This window comes from Yersinia sp. 1252 StPb PI, assembly GCF_048593885.1.
Classification (GTDB): domain Bacteria; phylum Pseudomonadota; class Gammaproteobacteria; order Enterobacterales; family Enterobacteriaceae; genus Yersinia; species Yersinia enterocolitica_E.
In genome coordinates this window covers 1-22,286 of sequence record NZ_JAZGQE010000020.1, presented here as the reverse complement: position 1 = coordinate 22,286, position 22,286 = coordinate 1, and the positions used below count along the sequence as shown (strand labels likewise).

Sequence of the window (22,286 nt, the reverse complement as noted above, 5' to 3'; positions counted from 1 at the left end):
TGAGGCGAAATAAGTGATTAGGTGGCCATGAGCATTATTGTTATTAATAATACTCATGGTCTACCCGATTAGTTCAACTCAGTTGCGGTTTTGCTGGGTGTTGCCACCGCAAGAGACACGCCTGCGGCCCTAAGCCGTTTTAATATGCTGAATAACAAAGAGCTTTTGGTATTACTGACCATTCGTGGACTGGGGACCAGACCGGTCACACTGAGGACAATACCGTCCGGGCTTAACTGACTGAATTTCACTGATGGAGCCGGGGTATCAAGTATCGACTCGTGTTCTTCATAAGCTTCTATCAACAGTGCCTGTGCCAGTTCAACATCCAAATCCAGCGGGAAGGTCAGGGCAATGGTCACCACCCCTTGAGCATTAGCCATGGTGGCGTTACGCACATTCTGCGAAATCAATTGGGAGTTCGGGACAATAACTGTTGAGCGGTCACTGAGTTGGATCTCGGTAGCGCGAACATTGATGCGGCGAATGTCCCCTTCAACCCCACTGATACTGATCAAATCCCCCACTTTGACTGGCCGTTCGGTCAGCAAAATAATGCCGGAAATAAAGTTCTTCACAATCTCCTGCAAGCCAAAGCCGATACCCACCGACAGTGCACTGACAATCCAGGCTAATTTATTCCATTGGATGCCCAGTACCGATAAGGTCAGTAGAATCACCAGCACGTAACCGATGTTACTGAAAAGCGTTACCGCCGAGGTCTTTATACCGGAATCCATCTGGGTTTGTGGCAAGAACTCATTATTCAGCCAACGCCGTGCGGCTTTGAGCACGTATAAGCCGACCAGTAAGCAAACCAGCGCATTAAATAAGTTAGTGGGAACAATATTTAATTTTTCCAGCCCTTCGCCACTTAATAACTCTACCGCTTTTTGCAGTAGTGAAATCGGGGTAGTGGAACCAAAGGTGCCATTAAGTAATGCGATAATGGCCAACAATATCAGCAGTACTTTGCTGGAGGCGGAGAGTAACGTTGCGGCCTGGGCCAAATGGCGGTCATCAATATTCAGTGATTGTTTAATGGCTTTACCGGCGCTGCTGGTGGGCGAGAAAATGCTTTCCGCCAAATCAACACACAGATGAACTAATAAATATAAACAGGCGATGACCAGACAGCTCCACACCAACTTGTAACTTAAGAATTTCGCCAGTGCGATATAACCGACCAACAATGACAGTAATATGGCTATTGCCGTAATGCCGATGGCGAAATGAATCAATCCCGCCAGCGTGGAATAGGCTTCAGGTTTTTCGCCATTTACCACCAGATTACGCCGTACCCGATTAGCACGTAACGGAATAATCGCCGCAGTAAGCGCCACCAGCAGCGCCGAAATACCATTACTAAAAATGGCCCCAGACACACTGATATTGATCATATTGTTCATCTGATCAAGGGCACCAAAAATCATGATGCAACTGGCTAGCAGAGGGGGGAATAGTCTCAGTGATGTGGCCACTTCATCAGCGATGGCAGGCAACCGCCATGAGGGGCGTTGGTTGGATAAAAATGCCCGCCCAAGGCCCGCGATTAAAGCTGAGAAGAACATGAGCTGAACAAATGCCAGCGCAAAATCCATCACTACCTGTGAGACATCCGGCGTGCGGGTAAAGGTTTGAGTGATACATTGCGCCACTGTGACGGTGATCAACACCGTACAAAGCGTGGTGGCTGAGGCCATAAAGCTGCGGCGTAGCGGGCCTGGTGGTAAGCATTTGGTACAAAACCAGGCGGTCAGCACATCGAGAAATTTAAAACCAAATATGCTGATTAAGAGTGCTAGCAGCAGATACATCGTGGTGCCGAAACGCCATTCGGGTTCCCAGGCGGCGCTCCAGGCATCGGCCAGTTCTTGGGTAAAATCTTTCAGTCGGCGGTCATCGTCAACATTGGGATTGACGATCGGTGCCCAGAAGTTCGCCCCCAAAATGCTGCCAGAATTTAAGGCAATTTGTGATTTCAACGCGGTGCGCCGTAACGCGATGATCTGTGTTGCCAGGTTTTCCGCGTTGGTTTTGATAGCTTGGGCCTGATCATTCTGGCCATCTAACTGGATTTTACGGGTATTCAATATCCGCCGCTGCTGGGCGACTACCGGGGTCTCTGCCAATGCTCCGGCGGCAGGTAACGGGCCTAAAACCTCCAACTGTGTTTGCAGTTGTTCCCGCTTGGGCTTCAGGTCGGCTATCAAGATATCAGCATCACGCGCCAGTGCCAGTGCGGTCTCGTTTAGCACACTCAACTGGTTATCAGAGGTACTGGCAGAGACACTCTGCTTCAGCTTATCCAACTGTTTTTGTAGGCTAATCAGTTGTACTGATACTGCCGGTTTTACTGGCGCCTCACTGTTTTCAGCCGCAGCATCTGATGCTATGGCGGCAACGCTGGTACCTGATATTGACGCAAAAATAAGCGTTAGCAGCAGCCACAGCAGCGGATAATTTCTACGTGCAACAACGTACCCAATCTTTTTCATAAAACCGATCAGCCTGAAAGTGAGTGCCACAATTAACCCAAAAATCCGATAGGTGTGCTGTTAAAGCCAGCCTGACCGCCATTGTGGCACATTCTGCACGTTACGGAATAATCTTACTCCGATAATTACTCCTTCCGCTCAAATGATAAAGATAATAATTATCATTGAAATTAACACTCTCATTTAATAGATTGTGCGCTGAACTTATGGACCCACGATATGTGGCACGCAGGCAATATTATTGCGCTGTGAAATAGCAATGGATGCTGGTTATAACCATCTATTTTATATGCCTAATTATCTGGGGAAGATAACTATGTTTTCGATTTTTGTAATAAAGCGTTCTGCTGTTTTATGTTCATTGGCGATGTGTATTCCTTTCGCTTCGCTGGCTGAAGATACGATAGAAGTCACGGCCAAAGCAGGTAATGCTGCTGATCTCCCGACCTCGGGCTACACCGCGACAACCACCAAAGGGGCGACTAAAACGGATCAACCCTTAATTCTTACCGCCCAGGCGGTATCGGTGGTGACGCGTCAGCAGATGGATGACCAAAATGTCGCTACGATTAATCAGGCGCTGAATTACACTCCTGGCGTGTTCACCGGTTTTTCCGGCGGAGCCAACCGCTATGACACCATCGCACTGCGGGGTTTCCATGGCGGTGATGTGAACAATACCTTCCTTGATGGTCTGCGCTTACTCAGTGACGGCGGCAGCTTTAACGTGTTGCAAGTAGACCCGTGGTTCCTGGAGCGCATTGATGTCATCAAAGGCCCCTCTTCGGCACTGTATGGTCAGAGTATCCCCGGTGGTGTGGTGATGATGACATCTAAACGCCCACAGTTTACTTCTGAAGGCCATTTCCGCCTGACGGCCGGTAATAACAATACACAAGCGGTTGCCTTTGATTATACCGATGCTATATCCGAGCATTGGGCGTTTCGCCTCACCGGGATTACCCGTAACAGTGACACCATGTACGACCATCAGCGTGAAGAACGCTATGCCATCGCACCCTCATTATTGTGGCAGCCGGATGAGAATACCTCTTTGTTATTGCGGGCTAATTTGCAAAAAGACCCTTCTGGTGGTTACCACAGTTCGGTGCCGGCTGATGGCAGCATCTATGGGCAGAAATTAAGCCGTGGCTTCTTTGATGGCGAAAGTAACCACAATGTATTTAAACGTTGGCAGCAAATCTATAGCTATGAATTTTCACATAAATTTGATGATGTTTGGTCATTCCGCCAGAATGCCAGTTACACCCATTCCAATACTCAGTTAGAACAGGTTTATCAGGGAGGATGGAATAGCGATCGCACTCTGATGAATCGCTATTATTCCGGTGAGGATTCCTCGCTCAACGCGTTTGCTATTGATAACCAACTGGGTGCTGATTTTGCTACCGCCGCAGTTGAACATAAGGTGATGCTGGGCTTTGATTTCCAGAAGTTCAGCAATAATCTGCGCAGCGACAGCGCTTTTGCGACCACACTGAACCCTTACACCGGTATTTCGGCGGGGAGCACGCTTTATAGCGATTATCTGCTGACCACTCCGGGCATCAACACCTCCTATTTAAACCGCCGCTATGAACAGAGTGGCATCTATTTGCAAGATGAAATGACGCTGGATAATTGGCACCTGAATCTATCAGGCCGTTATGACCGGATGAAAACTGAAAACATTAATAAGACTGCCAATAGCACCGATGAACGTACCGATAAACATGCCAGTGGGCGCGCGGCATTACTGTATAGCTTCGACAGCGGCATTTCACCCTATGTCAGCTACAGTCAGGCCATCACGCCAAGTCTGTTCCCGGATGCCCAACAAAACTTATTGAAACCGATGACCAGCGAGCAGTATGAAGTCGGTATCAAATATCAGCCGCCGGGCAGCACTTCACTCTATTCCGCCGCTTTATATGACCTGACACAAAATGATGTGGCAAACCGTGCCGTGCCGGCGACCTATTTTGTGCCAGCCGGTAAAGTTAATTCACAGGGGTTGGAACTGGAGGCCAGAAGCCAGGTTAATGACCGGTTAAGTGTGATTGCGGGCTATACCTATAATCGGGTGAAATTCAAAGATGCTATTGATGGTAATGATGGCAATACACCAGTATTAGCGCCGTCAAATATGGCATCACTGTGGGCGCAATATGAAGCAGGTTACGGCATCAATATTGGTGCGGGTATCCGCTATATTGGCAAGCAGTGGGCTGATGATGCTAATACTTTGCGCGTCCCCTCTTATACACTGGGCGATGCCTCTGTCCGTGCTGATTTAGGCACTTGGGCTGCGTCGTTGAAAGGGGCATTTGTTCAATTGAATGTGAATAATATCGCCGACAAAAAATACGTCGCAGCCTGTTACAACACCTCTTATTGCTACTGGGGTGCTGAGCGCTCAGTGCTGGCAACCGTCGGTTATGATTTCTAACTAATAATACTGGCTTCGGTACGGTATTACACCGAAGCCAGTCTATTCAGCTTTAAGCTTATTTACTGCCATGAGAACCCTAACTCAGCGCCAGAACGGGCGGCTGTAATCCCGTTTGATATCATCCCGGCTTAGGCCAATATCCTTTAATTGATCTGAATTCAATCTTGACAGTGTATTCGCGGTTTTACGTCGTTCATTACACTGGTATAGGTATCTGTATGCTTTCAGCCACACTTGAATAAAAATATTGTGGCGGCTTTTCGTTGCTCGAGCAGCCGATAAACAACATTCATCTATTTGATCTTCAATTATATTATTCATCATCGACTCCCCGTCATTAGGTGAGCCACTAGCATGAAACTTTGGCGAAAAACATTACAGATGCAAATGGGGACTATTATTTCCATACAGATATGCGATATATAAACTGAATGGTACAAATAAGCGCCATCTGTACTGGTCCCACTCAATTTATCAGGTGATATCAATGACTCGTTACCAACAACTGGCTGATATTCTTAGTCAACGGATTAAAGAGGGGCTGTATATTGCAGGGGAGCGGCTGCCTTCTGTCAGAGTATTGAGTGACGAGCATGGTGTCAGTATCAGTACCGTCCAGCAGGCTTATCGGCAGCTGGAAGAGTGCCTGCTAATTGAAGCGCGCGCGAAATCGGGCTATTTCGTGCGTTGCAGTTCAAACCTGCCTTCCTTACCGGCGACATGCACCCATGCCCAGCGGCCGGTAGAGGTATCACAGTGGGAAAATACGCTGGCATTTTTGACCAGGGGCGATCAAGCGAATGTTATCCATTTGGGCGTCGGTTCGCCCGACCTGTCTGGGCCAGGACTAAAAATACTCAGTCGATTGCTTAGCCGAATTAGCCTACACCAAAGCGAGGAAGTGCTGGAGTACGACAATATTTATGGTACCCCGGTTTTGCGTGAGCAAATTGCCCGGCTGATGCTGGATAGCGGTAATCATCAGTCGGCTGAAAATATCATTATTACTTCTGGCTGCCATGGCGCATTGGCTATCGCATTGGGGGCGGTTTGTCAGGCCGGTGATATTGTTGCTATCGATTCCCCCAGTTTTCACGGTGCGATGCAAACCCTGAAAGGGATGGGAATGAAGGTGATTGAGATCCCGACCGATCCGGTGGTGGGGATCAGTCTGGAGGCATTGGAAATGGCACTGGATCAATGGCCGATCAAAGTGATTCAGCTTACTCCAACCTGCAATAACCCTCTGGGTTACAATATGCCGGACGAACGCAAGAAGGCTTTACTGACCTTAGCTCAGCGCTATGATGTGGCGATTATTGAAGATGATGTATATGGCGGGTTGGCTTATCAATATCCGCGCCCACCGACCATTGCCTCATTTGATGATGATGGTCGGGTACTGCTGTGCAGTTCTTTTTCTAAAACGGTGGCACCTGGTTTACGCATTGGTTGGATTGCACCGGGGCGCTATTTAGAGAAAGCGCTGCACATGAAATATATTTCTGCCGGGCGGGTGGCGTCGTTGCCACAACTGGCGATGGCTGAGTTTATCAAGCAAGGGCATTACATGCAGCACTTGCGCCGGATGCGCCGCCAATATCAACGTAACCGCGATATTATGACCGGTTGGGTAATGAAATACTTTCCACCGAGTACCTGTCTGAGCAGGCCGCAGGGCAGCTTTATGCTCTGGGTCGAATTGCCTCATGGATTTGATAGCTTGCGGCTTAATCGCTGCTTATTACCACAGGGGGTACAGGTTGCCGCTGGGTTTATTAGTTCAGCTTCAGGGAAATACCGCAATTGCCTGCGGCTCAGCTACAGCAAACCAATGACCGCAGAAATCGAACGGGCAGTGCAAATCGTTGGTAAGGCAATTTATGAATTGTTGGCTGATGCAGAACCGCAGGTGGTGTTAGAAAAGCAAAGCTAGCCTTAGACGGGTGAGGCTAATGACAAAGTGTCGGCGGTGCAGAGAATAGGCAGATGGTAAAATCGCCCTTGGTGGTTCGAGCTGCGCCATCCCAGGCGCGACGTTTTACTCTTTTGCCTATTCTCACGGCTTCAGATCGCATCATCGTGATTTGTCGGCAGTCTGACTGGCCGCTCGCTTTGAGCCTCGCAATGTGTATCATTTACTGGCGCAGATAGATCTGTGGTAGTGCGGTTTCAGGGTGGCGTGAAATCCCCAAATCTGCCTGATACCAGCGAGTCAGCGTCTCGGCATTGAGCACTTCCGCTGGTGTGCCACAGGCCACCAGTTCGCCCTGTGCTAGCAGCAAAATACGATCGGCATAGAGTGCGGCCAGATTCAAATCATGTAACACGCAGCACACCGCCAAGGGTTCTTGGTGGGTGAGCTGGCGCAATAGGCGCAGGGTATGCTGTTGATGATACAAATCTAATGCGGAGGTCGGTTCGTCAAGGAACAACCAGCGTGGTGTCGGTTGTGGTTGCCACAATTGTGCTAATACGCGGGCTAATTGTACCCGTTGTTGCTCACCACCAGACAGTGCGCGATAGTCACGCTGTGCCAGTGACAAACAGTCCGTTTGAGCCATCACCTCTTCTACAGCTTGCCTATCTTGTGCCGCGCCATAAGGGGCACGGCCCATCTGAATCACTTCGCTAACACTAAATGGAAAAGCCAGACTGCTGTATTGCCGCATGACTGCACGGGTACGGGCCAATTCCTGTGGCTGCCAGCTCTTCAGATCTTTGCCGAGCAATTGGCACTCACCATCAGAAGGGGTGAGGTAACCGGTTAACAAGCGCAGCAGGGTTGATTTCCCCGCGCCATTCGGCCCGATAATAGCTACCATTTCGCCGCTGGCAATTTGTAGCGAAACATTCTTGATTAGCCTCTGGCCCTGCACATGATAGGCGAGCTGATTAGCCTCCAATAACGCCGTCGGTGTTACTGCCTGATTAACTCCAGCTATATTAAGCCCTGCTATATCAACCACTGAGTTGCTCCCGCTGACGTAAAATCAGCCATAGAAAATAAGGGCCACCCAGTAGGCTGGTTATCAACCCGACCGGCATTTCAGCCGGGGCGACTAAGGTACGGGCCAGAGTATCGGCGGTCAGTAATAGACAAGCCCCACCCAGTGCGGCACCGGGCAGCAACCAGCGGTGGTCAGCACCGATACGCATGCGGATAAGATGTGGCACGACCAGCCCGATAAAACCGATAACTCCACTGACAGCCACCGCGGCACCGATCAAGATGGCGCTCAGTAATAGCAAACGCAGCTTGGCTTGGCGTACATTAACACCGAGGTAGTGTGCCTCTTCATCTCCTAGCTGCAACAGATTCAACTGACGCGCCTGTAATAATCCAAGAACACAGGCGGGTAGGATCAAAGAAGCCGCCACCATCAGTGTTGACCATTGAGCCTGGCCTAAGCTCCCCATACTCCAGAGTGAGAACTGGCGTAATTGCTGGTCATCACTGATATAAGTCAGCACCCCGACCGCCGCACCACACAGCGCATTAATGGCGATACCAGCCAGTAGCAGGCGGGATAAGTTGCCATGGCCCCAGCGGCTGAGGGTAAAAATAATGGCTGAGATGGCCAGGCTGCCAATAAACGCGCCGACCATATGACTGTAAAGTGCTAATAGTGGCGGCAGGCTGAATGGCATGACAATAATTAGCCCGACGCACAAAGCGGCACCACTACTGATACCCAATAGGCCGGGGTCAGCCAGCGGGTTACGGAATAACCCTTGCATGATGGCACCGGAAACCGCCAGCGCGCAGCCGACAACCACCGCCAACAACACGCGCGGCAGGCGGATATTCAGCCAGATATGCCACATGGCATCATCTAATGATGCATGCCACAAGGTACGGAACGAGAGTGTCAAAGCCCCCATATTGGCCGAGCCGAGTGCTAATAAGATTAGAACCATCAGTAAGATGCTCAGCATCAGGCGTGGATGGATACGGCAATTCATTGCGCTTGTTCCATGCCTTTGCGCAGCAGCGTCAGCACTTGCGGCGTTTCCAAGCCAAAGCCAAGTAATGCCATGTCGTCCACCACTAATAGGCGCTTATGTTGACCCGCGGGTGTCAGGGCTATACCGGGTAATTTCCAGACCCCCTCATTGCCACCCAGTGCTTTCACACCGGCACTGGTAATCAGCAATAAGTCTGGCGCACTGGCGATAACCCCCTCTTGTGACAGTGGGCGGTAGCGGCTAAAGCCTTGCATGGCATTGCTACCACCAGCGGCACGGATCATGGCATCTGCGGCAGTATTTTGACCGGCAGCCATCGGTGTCAGGCCACCGTGACTCATAACAAACAGCACTTTTACCGGCAGTGGCGTACTGCTCACCGCAGCTAAACGTTGTTGGTAGTCCTTAATCAGTTTTTGGCCTTGTTCTGGCTGATGAAGCGCTGTGGCGACCGCACTAATCTTCGCCGTTACACTTTCCGGCGTGGTTTGTCCCGGTACGGTAACCACGTTAACCCCGCTGTCGGCAACCTGTTTGAGTACCAATGAGGGTTGAGCCAGTGCGCTGACCAACAGCATGGTCGGTTTCATCGCCAAAATCCCTTCGGCATTGAGCATTCGCATGTACCCCACGTCAGGCAGCTTCTGCACTGCCTGCGGTTGTAGACTGGTGCTGTCACGCGCCACAATCTCGCCACCAGCACCGAGTGCATAGGCGATTTCTGTTACATCACCACCAATGGTGACAATACGTTCTGCGGCGAATGTATTTAGCGGCAGAATACCGGCGCTCAGTGACAGAATGAAAGGGAGTGACAGCAGCCTTAGTCTCATGCAGCGATATCCTTATTGATCAGGCGGGCAATCTGCTCACGCCATTGATTTTGTTCTGATTGCCCTTCGGTGCGTTGGCCATAAAGTTGAGCAAGTTGGGTACCATCGGCGGCAAACAGTTCCAAACTGGTGACAAACCCATCTTTGGTTGGTTTACGGGTGATCCAGCTTTCAGCAATAGCAGTTTCAATCAGATGCAGCGTAAAGCGTTTATTGAAAACGTTAATCCAGTCTTGATGCGGGGCCACTTTCTCAATTAAACCGGTGAAAATTTGCACGCAGCCGCGGTTACCCACAAAAATCATGATTTCGTTCTGATCCTGCTGGGCGATATTCAGTAGTTGTGTCAGTGAACGGTTATCAACACGATAGGCGAGATCATCCCCGACGGCGCGGAATGCTTGCTGGCGGGTCAAATTATTGCGCTTAAGCAACTGGAAGAATTGGTGTACATCGGTCATGGCACGCCATTCGGTATCCACGGTGGCATCATCAACTGTTGGCTCGGCCACTTCAGGTGTACTCAGTACTTCTAATGGCAACGCTGGGTTTTCTGTACTGATAAACTTCTCCAGCACGGCTTGCCAAGCCGCCCTATCCGTCTGTTCAGTAGCATAGACTTTATGTAACGCATCACCCTGCTGGTCAAAGAACTGGATACTATGGCGCACGCCGTGGCGTGTCTCTTCTGACAGTGTGAATGCACTGGTCCACTGATTGAGGAACAACCGCAAATCCAATTCACGCGGGTTAAGGATTAAACCCGCATGACCGTTCAGATGTTGATTCTGGTAACGGCCCATCTGCTCATGCACGGCATAGGTGTTGCGGGTGATAGCTTTGGCTTCTCCCACCGCCTCCAATGCGGCCAGTAGGGTGCGGGCATCACCTTGTAAGCGTTTTGCATCATGACCCACACGGCTATGAGTCAGTTCCGCTTCTGAAATACCCATTAGTGTCGCTAAATCACGCGCGTATTTGCCTGGGTTATCCGCTTTGGCTTGTATGTACTGCTCATATATAGATTTGCTCATTGATGACATCCTCGTTCTATTGATTTTTTATATGCAGGTGACAGCGTTAAATGATAATCCGGTAATCCATAAATTGGATTACCGGATGAGTAGTTTCAGACTATCTTTTTTTAATGAATTACCACTGGTAACTCACAAATAGCTTCGCGTTGCGGCCATCTTGTGGCACGCCTTGCGGCGCGTAGTACTCTTTGTCGAATGCGTTGCCCAGAACCACGGTCGTGGTGACACCTTTCAGTTGTTCCTGGCCTTTATAGCTGACATAGAAATCATTGAGACCATAACCGGCCTGACGTTTACCGGTGCTTAACGGTTTGGAGCGGTCAGCAAATGTGGCAATCCAACCCAGCGCGAAACCACTGCTGGCAACCGGGATATCCACTACGCTGGTGACGGTATCCGGGCTAATGGATTCGAGCCATTCATTGGTACTCTGATTTTTACCCCGGGTACGGTTATAGGCCAGATCCCAGTTAAACAGGGCTGTTTTGTAGCTCATGGTGGCATCCCAACCCCAAATTTTTGCCCGCTCGATATTCACTGATGTGGTGGTTGTGCGCGAGACAGTCATGTTGATGTAGTCTTTCGCATTGGTATCGAAGTAGCTGGCCTTGAATTGCAGGTCATCTTCAGCCATTAGCAAGTCACTGAAACGCAGGCCGAACCCGTACTCTTGGGTTTCATTAGTTTCCGGTTTTAGATTCGGATTGGGTACCCAGTAATTGCCGGGGAAATGCCGTGAATCGTTGTACATCTCGCCCATGGTTGGTGCGCGGAAAGCTTGGGCATAGGAGCCAAACAGCATCAACCAGTCAGTGGGGGTAACACTCACTGCGCCGCGTGATGACCATTTGTCGGCATCGACGTCAGCATAGCCTTCGCTGCTGCCGCGATAGTTGTCATAACGGGTACCGGCTAAAATGGACACTGGCAGGTCGCGCAGGGTGATTTCATCTTGTAGCCAGCCGGAGCCAAACCGGATATCTGCTTGTGGGAAGCTGGTCGTCGCGCCTCCCGGCGTCTGCTCTTGTTTATAGGCTTCTGTGCCGTAAGTCAGCAGGTGTGATGCAACGCTGTCGGTAAACAAACGCGTCCGGTTTTCCAGCTTTCCGCCTTCCGTGGTTTGTTTACGTCCCTCTTCGGCTGAACCTTGTGGCCGTGCATTGATTTCCACTTCAGAGTAGTAAACCCGTGCGGTGGCATTCAACCACTCCTGATCCAGTGGCTTAAGGTGGTAACTGAGTTGGGCATCACGTTGGATCGTTGAACGATTGGTTATGACATTGCCACTGGAAGCCGCACTGGTTTGTGGATTTTTGGGTTCTATTGCGTTGTTGTTGTAATAGCGCAGATTAGCACTCAGTGACTGAATCGGGTCAATATGCCAGGTTCCTTTTGCCAGCACATTACTGATGGTTTCGTCATTTGGTGCATCAAAACCATTACTCTGACGGATATTGCCGATATCACGGGTACCGAAGGAGAGAATGCCATCAACATCATCGGTGCGGCCATAGGCACTGGCACCCAGGCCGAAACTGTGATCACCGGTAGCCGCAGAGCTGTAAACGCGGTAACCGGTATTTTGGCCCGCTAACAGCAAGTCAGCGGCATCGACAGTTTCAAAAGAGATAACACCACCTAATGCGCCACTGCCGTACAGTAGGGCAGATGGGCCACGCACCACTTCAACACGTTTCACCAGTGCCGGATCAAGGAAAGTGGCGTTCAGATGGCCGGTATCGGTACCTTGGCGAATACCATCAACCAGAGTCAATACACCTTGCTTACCGTAGCCACGTAGTGTCACATCCTGGCCGTTGACCCGCCCGCTGCCGGTGACGGTCAGCCCCGGTATTTTGCGCAGCATATCTGCCGCAGAGGTGGCGGTCTCGCTGGTCGGCGAGGTACCTTCAATCACGGTTACCATCATCGGTGCTTCAAAGCTACTGCGCTCATTACCTGTTGCCGTAACCACCATGGTATCGGTAGTGTGTTTTTTACTGCTTGTCGGCGTGGTAGTGGTATCAGCCGCTTGAACGGCCAAAGGCAGTGTGCAAGCGATCGCCAAACTGAGTGGGGACCAGCGGAAACGGTCAGAAATGAAACGAGGCATGTCGGCAATTCTCCATATTTTCTATGCGAATAAAACAGATATATAGGTTGCTGGCTGCCTTGATTCGAGAATCTGGGTGGCTTGCTATCCCCTTCGTCTTTTGATGCTACAGCAGTATTAGCGGCCCGTTACTCGGCCCTCGCCTCTGTACGGCTGCTGTTTTGCTGTAATACCCATGACGTGGGTTCTGTGTATGTTATTTGGTCAGTATTAGTTTGCCGGCCTTGGTCTGGCGCAGTTGATAGTGTTCGCCTTGATGGACGATAAAGGCGACACCGTGCTCTCCCAGCAGTTGTTCGCTGGTGACAGACAAGGGCTTACTTGCTGTCGGATACTCGACAGCAGGTTCGTCGTTCAACCTCGGTGTTTTATTCAACTGTGTGTCCATATATTTAGCACGGAAATGATAACGAGTATCAATATAATAAGCATTATCATGTATGATCGAATGTTACATCAAGACATATTTATTGTTAATTGATGTTTTAGTTAGCGAACTAAGCTTGGCTCGACAAGCGCATAAGTTTGATGCCAGCGCCATCCGGGGCTCAAGGCCGATAATGGTTGAATCAGGCAATCGCACGCGGGTCAGTAGTTGGTTTGGCTGGATGGACGAGATAATCGCGTAGCTGTACTTAGCCAAAAAACACCCGCAGCCACCACGGTCTATGGCCTTCTGACGGCACTGGCAGAAAGTGAAGAAACTAAATATAATGAGGTCATACATTAACCAGAATTATATTAAGGAGGATTACTATGTTGACCCGTGAATTGTTTCTTTATTCACTCGTCTTTAGTGATCGTGATTGCTCAAGCGTTACCGGTATCGTGCTGCGATAACTTGCTTGAGCGAAGCTAACTAACACTCTGACAACTTCCCTCCGGCTTACCGGTTATCGTCGGCTTTATTGACGATAGGCATCTCTATGCCTGTAAAACTTGAGTAAGCAATGACCACATTACTTTCTGCAAAATCTGTCGGTTACGACAACACTTTCGGCCCACTGCTGGCTGAGATTTCCTTCGGCCTGAAAAAAGGTGACCGCATTGGTTTGATAGGCCATAACGGTTGTGGAAAAAGCACTCTGCTGAAAATCCTCAGCGGTGATCTTCCCGCCACGGCCGGTACTATCACTACCGCCAACCAGTGCCTGATGGCACGGGTTGAACAACATCTCCCCGCCGCTTTAGATGATTGCACCTTACTGGATGCGGTGCTCAATCATCTCCCCAATAGCCTGCATCAACCAGAACGTTGGCAAGCAGAGGTTTTGCTCGTCAGCTTGGGGTTTGATGAACCCACTTGGACGCTGACTGCCGGTACGTTAAGTGGTGGTCAGCATACGCGTCTGTTGCTGGCACGAGCACTGATCCGCCAGCCAGATTTGCTGCTATTGGATGAACCCAATAACCATTTGGATTTACCTACCCTGCTGTGGCTGGAGCAGTTTCTCCTGAATTGGGGTGGCAGTTTTGTACTGGTTTCACATGATCGCAGTTTGCTGGATCGTGTGACCAACTGTACCTGGATTTTGCGTGACAAAAATCTGCAATTTATCCGCCTGCCATGCACTCAGGCACGGCAGGCATTGGCGGAGAAAGATATCTCGGACAGTCATCGCCGTTTAGCCGAACAGAAGGAAATTGATCGGGTAGCGAAAAGCGCCAAGCGACTGGCCATCTGGGGCAGCGTGTATGACAACGAAAAACTGGCGCGTAAGGCTAAACAAATGGAGAAACAGGTCGATCGCCTCAAGGATGAGCAAACTCAGGTCACCGCCGGTAATCAGTGGCAATTGCGCCTAAATGGCGAAGCTCTGGCGGCAGACCGAGTGCTGGCACTCTCAGATTTACGGGTTCGACCAGCGGCTCAGGCACCGGTGCTATTTGAATTGGCACAATTTCGGGTCAAAAGCGGTGATCGCGTTGCATTGGTAGGTCGCAATGGCTGCGGTAAATCTTCTCTGTTGCACTGCCTATGGCGGGCCTTTAGCCAACCAGAGACCGCCGACGTGGGAGTGACGTTCCACCCTAAAGTACGTGTGGGCTATTACGACCAAAGTCTGCAACAACTGCGTGATAAAGACACTCTATCCGAGGCTTTAGCCCCCTTTGCACCCTTGACCGAAGATCAGCGAAAAATGGCGTTGATCGGTGCCGGATTCCCCTATCTTCGGCATCAGCAGCTGGTTAGCACCTTGAGTGGTGGAGAGCGTTCACGCTTGTTATTTATCGGCCTGACACTGGCTAACTATTCATTGCTACTGCTTGATGAACCGACTAACCATCTTGATATGGAAGGTAAAGAAGAGCTGGCAAATACGCTGAAAACCTTCAGTGGTGCGGTGTTGCTGGTTTCCCATGACCGTACATTGATTGAACAAAGCTGCAATCGTTTTTGGTTAATCGATAAGCAGCGGTTGGAAGAGTGGCATCATCTAGAACCGGTCTATGCCATTTTGGCCGATAAACCTGCATCAGTTTCTGTGCCCGCCTCCACATTCGAACCTGAGTCGATAATGTTAGTGGAAAGTGAAGAAGAGCAGTTGTTGGCTGAGTTGTTGGAATTGGAAAGTAAGCTGAAACAGGATCTGGCACGTAAGTTCAAGCATCAGAAGCCAGAGCTGCAATGCCAGTGGCGACAACAGATAGCGCAATTAAACACCTTACTTGATTTGACGTAATGCTCAAGCCGCAAGGATGCGGCTTGTTTTTGTGGCAGGGCGAATCGAACTGAGCAAGCCCGTTTTAGATTATAAAAACTAATCCAAATTGTAGAGTGTCGACCGCGTTGCATTTTTCGAAACAAACAACTGGTTGGAAGATCAACTCCGCGTCTTTTTGCTGCAATCATCACATTAATGCAGTTTTTTGTGTCGTAGCATCCTGCCAAGCAAAATACATAATTCTTAGGAATTTTAATCTGCAAGGCTATGAAAGATGAAAATTTACAGTGACTTACCAATAACTATCAATGATGTAATTGATGCACAAAAACGATTGAGAGGGCATATCTACAAAACAGGATTAGCGAGGTCGAATTATCTGAGTGAGCGCTGTCATGGCGAGATTTATCTGAAGTTTGAGAACATGCAACGTACCGGGTCATTCAAAATTCGCGGTGCATTCAATAAGCTCAGCTCACTCAGCGAAGAGGAGAGAAGGCAAGGGGTTGTGGCTTGTTCGGCGGGTAATCATGCGCAAGGGGTTTCTTTATCCTGTGCCATGTTGGGGATTAACAGCAAGGTGGTGATGCCAAATTGCGCCCCTAAATCAAAAATTGCGGCGACCAGTGAATATTCTGCACAGGTGGTGCTACATGGTGAGAATTTCAACGATACCATAGCAAAAGCCAGTGAAATTATTGAAATGGAACACCGTATTTTTATTCACCCTTTCGATGATGAAAAAGTGATTGCTGGTCAGGGCACTATCGGGCTGGAAATACTCGAAGATCTCTATGATGTCGATAATGTGATTGTCCCTATTGGTGGCGGTGGATTAATTGCCGGTATCGCGCTGGCAATTAAATCTATTAATCCAACCATTAATATTATTGGCGTCCAGTCAGAGAATGTTCACGGCATGGCGGCATCTTATTATAGCGGCAGTATTACTAATCATCGTAAAACCGGTACGCTTGCCGATGGTTGTGATGTGACTCGCCCAGGTACGTTACCTTTTGAAATCGTCAAAACATTGGTTACCGACATTGTACTGGTCAGTGAAGATGAAATAAGAAAAAGTATGATTGACCTTATTCAGCGTAACAAGATTATTACCGAAGGTGCAGGTGCATTAGCATCCGCAGCATTATTAAGCGGCAAACTAAAAGATTATATCACCGGCAAAAAGACCGTCAGCATTATATCAGGCGGCAATATTGATTTATCGCGCTTATCACAAATAACGGGATTAGGCAGTATTTCGTAAAATATATTAATAAGGAATTTATTAATGGATATCGATAATGCTATTACAACCACTACCGCAATCGAAACAAAAACGTGGCGTAAATCAGATACAACCTGGACTTTGGGATTATTTGGCACAGCAATAGGGGCAGGCGTTTTATTCTTTCCAATCCGCGCAGGTTTCGGCGGTTTAATTCCTATTTTAATTATGTTGGTGTTGGCTTATCCGATTGCCTTTCTCTGTCATCGGGCATTGGCGCGTTTATGTTTATCTGGCAGTAACTGTTCAGGCAATATTACGGAGACCGTGGAAGAACACTTCGGTAAAACCGGTGGTGTGGTGATTACCTTCCTCTATTTTTTCGCAATTTGTCCGTTGTTGTGGATTTACGGCGTAACCATCACCAATACCTTTATGACCTTCTGGGAACATCAACTCCAACTGGCTCCGCTAAACCGTGGTGTGGTGGCGCTGGCGTTGCTATTGCTGATGGCTGGGGTGATTTACTTCGGTAAAGACCTGATGGTTAAGGTGATGAGTTTTCTGGTATTTCCGTTTATTACTTGTCTGGTATTAATCTCACTCTCACTGATCCCTTACTGGAATGCCTCGGTTATTGAGCAGGTGGATTTGAGCCAGATTTCTCTGCTAGGACACGATGGCATACTGGTGACGGTGTGGTTGGGTATTTCCATCATGGTGTTCTCTTTCAATTTCTCGCCGATTGTCTCTTCTTTCGTGGTCTCAAAGCGTGAAGAATATGAACCGGAGTTTGGCCGGGATTTTACTGAGAAAAAATGCTCTCAGATTATTAGTAAGGCCAGCATGTTGATGGTGGCTGTGGTGATGTTCTTTGCCTTTAGCTGCCTGTTTACGCTGTCGCCGCAAAATATGGCAGAAGCTAAGGCACAAAATATTCCAGTGCTGTCTTATCTGGCAAACCATTTTTCTGCCATGTCCGGTAGCAAATCGACCTTCTCCATTACGCTGGAATATGCCGCTTCACTGATTGCGCTGGTCGCTATTTTTAAATCTTTCTTCGGACATTATCTCGGTACGTTGGAAGGTCTCAATGGTCTGATTATTAAGTTCGGCTACCAAGGCGATAAAACTAAAATATCCGGTGGCAAGCTTAATCTGGTCAGTATGTTTTTCATCATGGGATCAACCTGGGTGGTGGCTTATCTCAACCCGAATATCCTTGATTTGATTGAAGCCATGGGGGCACCAATTATCGCCTCACTACTGTGTCTGCTGCCTATGTACGCCGTTCATAAACTGCCTTCTCTGGCCCGTTTCAGAGGCCGGCCAGAAAACTATTTTGTTACCCTCGTCGGTCTGTTGACCATCTTCAACATCGTCTACAAATTAATATAAGTACGGCGCTTAAAAGTCCGTGTTTTGCCCAAAAAACACGGGCGGAGTAATCACATGACATTAAATCCTACAGTTTTGGTTATTAACTGTGGTTCATCATCCATTAAATTTTCAGTGCTGACCGCCGACAATTGTGACGCGGTAATCTGCGGGATTGCCGACGGTATTGGCACTGAAAAACCTTTTTTGCGGATTGATAGAGTCACTCAATTTCAATTGGCTCAATGGAATTATGTTGATGCATTGGCAGCGATTGCCGATGAGCTGGAAAAGCGTGGCCTTAATAAATCAATTTCGCTGATTGGCCACCGTATTGCCCATGGTGGTGAAATATTCAGTGAATCAGTGCTGATTGATGATTGGGTGGTGGAGGAAATCAAAAAGGTTTCGCCACTGGCTCCGCTGCATAACTACGCCAATTTGCACGGCGTTGAGGCGGCACGCCAGCTATTTCCCGGCATTAAACAAGTCGCCGTATTTGATACCGGTTTTCATCAAACATTAAAACCGGAGGCTTATCTCTATGCGCTACCTTACCGCTATTTCCGCGAACAGGGGGTACGACGTTATGGTTTTCATGGCACGTCGTATCGCTATGTGGCAGGGCTTGCCGCGAGTTTCTTCGGATTTGATGGGAGCGATTGCGGCCTGATTATCGCTCACTTGGGGAATGGTGCATCTGTCTGCGCGGTTCAGGACGGCAAAAGCGTTGATACATCGATGGGCATGACCCCATTGGACGGTTTGGTCATGGGAACACGCAGTGGTGATGTGGACTTTGGCGCACTGGCATATCTGGCGCGCCAAACCGGGAAAAGTCTGGAAGATCTGGATCATATGCTTAATAAGGAGTCCGGTTTATTGGGGATCTCCGGTCTGTCTGCTGATATGCGGACGCTGGAGAAAGCCTATCACGAGGGGCATGAAGCGGCGCGTCTGGCGATACATACTTTTGTGCACCGCCTTGCACGCCATATTGGCGGACATATCAGTTCGCTGCGCCGGTTCGACGGCCTGATTCTGACCGGGGGAATTGGCGAAAACTCATCGCTTATCCGTCAGTTAACGCTGGAGCATCTGGCCGTTTTTGGTATCGACATCGATCACGGTAAAAACAACCGGCTACAGCATGGAACCTCTCATGTCATCACTACCGCCCGCTCACGGGTCGTTGCCGCAGTTATCCCCACCAATGAAGAAAAAATGATTGCGCTTGATGCGGTCCGCCTTGGCTACGCACAACAGAGCGCAGCGGTTCCCGAGGCTGTTTTTTGACCCTAAAGCCCATGAAATCACCAGCTATATTCTGTTTATTGGAGTTTGTTCATGAAGATTGATGTTGATGTAAATAATAAAAAATATGCCGATGCATGGCTCGGATTTAGCGGGAACAATTGGCATAGCGAAATTAATGTCAGAGATTTTATCCAGCAGAACTATCAACCTTATGAAGGTGATGAGTCGTTTCTCTCCGGCGCCACCCCTGCGACCCAAAAATTGTGGGAGCAGGTTATGGAAGGGATTCGTTTGGAGAATGCGACTCATGCGCCGGTAGACTTTGATGATGATATTGCCACCACCATCACTGCCCATAAAGCGGGTTACATTGAACAACAGCTGGAAAAAATCGTCGGGCTACAGACCGATAAACCCCTGAAGCGCGCGTTACATCCTTTTGGCGGTATCAACATGGTGCAAAGCGCATTTGACGCCTATGGCCGTGAGATGGATGCCAACTTCAAATATATCTTCACTGATTTACGTAAAACCCATAATCAAGGCGTGTTCGATGTTTATTCGCCTGAGATGCTGAAATGTCGTAAATCCGGCATTTTGACCGGCCTGCCGGATGGCTATGGGCGAGGGCGTATTATTGGCGACTATCGGCGTATTGCACTGTATGGCATTGCCTATCTGGTGCGGGAACGTGAGCTACAGTTTGCCGATTTACAGCCACAACTTGAGCAAGGTATTGAGTTGGAAAGTGTGATTCGCCTGCGCGAAGAGCTGGCTGAGCATCGCCACGCGCTGTTGCAGATTCAAACCATGGCCGCTCGCTACGGTTGCGATATTTCAGGACCGGCCAAAAATGCTCAAGAAGCTATTCAGTGGCTCTATTTTGGTTATCTGGCCGCGGTGAAATCGCAAAATGGTGGTGCGATGTCACTGGGCCGCACCGCGACATTCCTCGATATTTATATCGAGCGCGATTTAGCCAACGGGGTGTTGAGCGAGCAGCAGGCGCAGGAGCTTATTGATCACTTCATCATGAAGATTCGCATGGTGCGTTTCCTGCGGACACCTGAGTTTGATTCACTGTTCTCCGGTGATCCGATTTGGGCCACGGAAGTGCTGGGCGGAATGGGCTTGGATGGCCGAACCTTAGTGACCAAGAATACCTTTCGTTATCTCAATACGTTGGAAACCATGGGGCCAGCGCCGGAGCCTAATTTAACCATTTTATGGTCGGAGGCGTTGCCACAGGCATTTAAGCGTTATGCGGCCAATGTCTCGATTCAGACCTCTTCGTTGCAATATGAAAATGATGATCTGATGCGGCCAGATTTTAATAGCGACGATTATGCGATTGCCTGCTGTGTTAGCCCGATGGTGATCGGTAAGCAGATGCAATTCTTTGGTGCGCGCGCCAATCTGGCTAAAACGCTGCTGTATTGCATCAATGGTGGCATGGATGAAAAGCTCAAAATTCAGGTCGGCCCGAAATGTGCCCCGATGACCGATGACGTGCTGGACTATGAGCGGGTGATGGCTAGCCTCAACGTGTTTATGGATTGGTTAGCGGTGCAATATATCAGCGCCCTGAATCTCATCCATTATATGCATGACAAATACAGCTACGAAGCGTCACTGATGGCACTACATGATCGCGATGTTTATCGCACCATGGCCTGCGGTATCGCCGGGCTTTCGGTAGCGGCGGATTCGCTTTCAGCCATTAAATACGCCAAGGTTAAACCAATCCGTGATGCCGATGGGCTGGCTGTCGATTTTGCCATTGAGGGCGAATATCCTCAGTACGGTAACAACGACGAGCGTGTCGATAGTATTGCTTGTGATTTAGTTGAACGTTTTATGAAGAAAATCAGCAAGCTGCCAACCTATCGCCATGCAGTGCCGACGCAGTCAATTCTGACTATTACCTCTAATGTGGTGTATGGACAGAAAACGGGTAATACCCCCGACGGCCGACGCGACGGTATGCCATTCGCACCAGGTGCTAACCCTATGCATGGCCGTGATCGCAAAGGGGCCGTGGCATCACTCACCTCTGTCAGTAAGCTGCCGTTCAAATATGCCAAAGATGGGATTTCTTACACGTTCTCGATTGTCCCTGCGGCCTTGGGCAAGGACTCGGCGGTGCGTAATAATAATCTGGTCGGCCTGCTGGATGGTTATTTCCACCATGATGAGTCGATGGAAGGTGGGCAGCATCTTAATGTCAATGTCATGAATCGCGACATGCTGCTGGATGCCATCGAACATCCAGAAAACTATCCAAATCTCACCATCCGTGTTTCTGGTTATGCCGTACGTTTTAACGCCCTGACGCCCGAGCAGCAGCAGGATGTGGTCTCCCGAACCTTCACCAACACGTTATAATTGTTAGCCCCTCCCTAACAAGAGGGGCCAATAGCTTATCTCTGCGTATTTCGCACTTTAATCCAGTTTTACGTTGCTGTGATAATGACATCGCTTCGGTCCCCGGAATCACCTGATGATGCAGTTTGATGTGGTGAATTGCGCGTTTTAAAGTCATCTCTCAGCAAATTCGAGAATTAAAATCAGAGAGTTAGAATCAAGCTGACGACAAAACCATTACTTCATTCGTACGTGTCTTACACTAATATTGAAATCCGAGAATGGATTATCTTTAAAGCTTATCACCCTCTGGTTCTCAGTGAAAATACGTGCAGTATAGTGTGACAAATATAATAACCTGTTGAGGAGGCAATTTCTTAATCCTCCTGATTTTAGGATGTAAAATTAAGCTGCTGATAATCCATCCTTATTTCTGTCAGAGAGTATACTTCACATGATCGAAGTGCCTTTTTTCTGCCCGATAAACAAAAT

General features: G+C 49.0%; 15 protein-coding genes. 7 read left to right on the top strand and 8 right to left on the bottom strand.

Translation table 11 applies throughout. From position 1 onward, the window contains the following. Positions 1–68: 68 nt before the first annotated feature. Entirely contained in the window at positions 69–2,528 is a 2,460-nt protein-coding gene (locus tag V2A85_RS05170; RefSeq protein ID WP_372559969.1) for a DUF3772 domain-containing protein, read from the bottom strand. A gap of 286 nt (positions 2,529–2,814) precedes the next feature. Between V2A85_RS05170 and V2A85_RS05165 the strand changes: the two genes are divergently transcribed. Then, positions 2,815–4,947, top strand: a complete 2,133-nt coding sequence (locus tag V2A85_RS05165) for a TonB-dependent siderophore receptor (protein WP_420070996.1) — start codon at positions 2,815–2,817, stop codon at positions 4,945–4,947. An 84-nt stretch (positions 4,948–5,031) separates the two neighbouring features. On the opposite strand, the gene V2A85_RS05160 is transcribed toward V2A85_RS05165, so the two are convergent. Beyond that, entirely contained in the window at positions 5,032–5,271 is a 240-nt protein-coding gene (locus tag V2A85_RS05160) for a DUF1127 domain-containing protein (protein WP_372559967.1), read from the bottom strand. 166 nt (positions 5,272–5,437) lie between these two features. On the opposite strand from V2A85_RS05160, the gene V2A85_RS05155 reads away from it, so the two are divergent. Then, positions 5,438–6,886, top strand: coding sequence for a PLP-dependent aminotransferase family protein (locus tag V2A85_RS05155; protein WP_372559966.1), 1,449 nt, complete (start codon positions 5,438–5,440; stop codon positions 6,884–6,886). Positions 6,887–7,088: 202 nt separating this feature from the next. On the opposite strand, the gene V2A85_RS05150 is transcribed toward V2A85_RS05155, so the two are convergent. From V2A85_RS05150 to hemP, 6 genes are all read right to left on the bottom strand, one after another. Further along, a complete protein-coding gene (locus tag V2A85_RS05150) occupies positions 7,089–7,895 on the bottom strand; it encodes a heme ABC transporter ATP-binding protein (protein ID WP_420071011.1) in 807 nt (268 codons plus the stop codon). A gap of 16 nt (positions 7,896–7,911) precedes the next feature. Then, positions 7,912–8,916, bottom strand: a complete 1,005-nt coding sequence (locus V2A85_RS05145) for a FecCD family ABC transporter permease (RefSeq protein WP_083161071.1) — start codon at positions 8,914–8,916, stop codon at positions 7,912–7,914. Next, positions 8,913–9,752 (bottom strand): heme/hemin ABC transporter substrate-binding protein, encoded by an 840-nt coding sequence (locus V2A85_RS05140; RefSeq protein WP_420070995.1) that lies wholly within the window; start codon positions 9,750–9,752, stop codon positions 8,913–8,915. The genes V2A85_RS05145 and V2A85_RS05140 overlap by 4 nt, the downstream gene beginning before the upstream one ends. Continuing rightward, positions 9,749–10,786 (bottom strand): hemin-degrading factor, encoded by a 1,038-nt coding sequence (locus V2A85_RS05135; RefSeq protein ID WP_420070994.1) that lies wholly within the window; start codon positions 10,784–10,786, stop codon positions 9,749–9,751. The genes V2A85_RS05140 and V2A85_RS05135 overlap by 4 nt, the downstream gene beginning before the upstream one ends. 118 nt (positions 10,787–10,904) lie before the next feature. Beyond that, entirely contained in the window at positions 10,905–12,902 is a 1,998-nt protein-coding gene (locus V2A85_RS05130) for a TonB-dependent hemoglobin/transferrin/lactoferrin family receptor (RefSeq protein WP_420070993.1), read from the bottom strand. A gap of 196 nt (positions 12,903–13,098) precedes the next feature. After that, positions 13,099–13,290: a hemin uptake protein HemP gene (gene hemP / locus V2A85_RS05125; protein ID WP_083161063.1), complete on the bottom strand. Its 192-nt coding sequence runs from the start codon at positions 13,288–13,290 to the stop codon at positions 13,099–13,101. Between the two features lie 562 nt (positions 13,291–13,852). Between hemP and V2A85_RS05120 the strand changes: the two genes are divergently transcribed. The 5 genes from V2A85_RS05120 (at position 13,853) to pflB (ending at position 21,815) form a co-directional block, all read left to right on the top strand. Next, positions 13,853–15,586, top strand: a complete 1,734-nt coding sequence (locus V2A85_RS05120) for an ABC-F family ATP-binding cassette domain-containing protein (protein ID WP_420070992.1) — start codon at positions 13,853–13,855, stop codon at positions 15,584–15,586. A gap of 256 nt (positions 15,587–15,842) precedes the next feature. Continuing rightward, a complete protein-coding gene (gene tdcB, locus V2A85_RS05115) occupies positions 15,843–16,835 on the top strand; it encodes a bifunctional threonine ammonia-lyase/L-serine ammonia-lyase TdcB (protein ID WP_420070991.1) in 993 nt (330 codons plus the stop codon). Between the two features lie 24 nt (positions 16,836–16,859). Beyond that, positions 16,860–18,194 carry a threonine/serine transporter TdcC gene (gene tdcC, locus V2A85_RS05110; protein WP_372559960.1) on the top strand — a complete coding sequence of 445 codons (1,335 nt, stop codon included), beginning with the start codon at positions 16,860–16,862 and terminating at the stop codon, positions 18,192–18,194. 54 nt (positions 18,195–18,248) lie between these two features. After that, the gene (tdcD, locus tag V2A85_RS05105; protein ID WP_420070990.1) at positions 18,249–19,469 is read left to right on the top strand and encodes a propionate kinase; all 1,221 of its coding nucleotides are present in this window, start codon (positions 18,249–18,251) and stop codon (positions 19,467–19,469) included. A 51-nt stretch (positions 19,470–19,520) separates the two neighbouring features. Next, positions 19,521–21,815 carry a formate C-acetyltransferase gene (pflB, locus tag V2A85_RS05100; protein WP_420070989.1) on the top strand — a complete coding sequence of 765 codons (2,295 nt, stop codon included), beginning with the start codon at positions 19,521–19,523 and terminating at the stop codon, positions 21,813–21,815. The last annotated feature ends 471 nt before the right edge of the window (positions 21,816–22,286 follow it).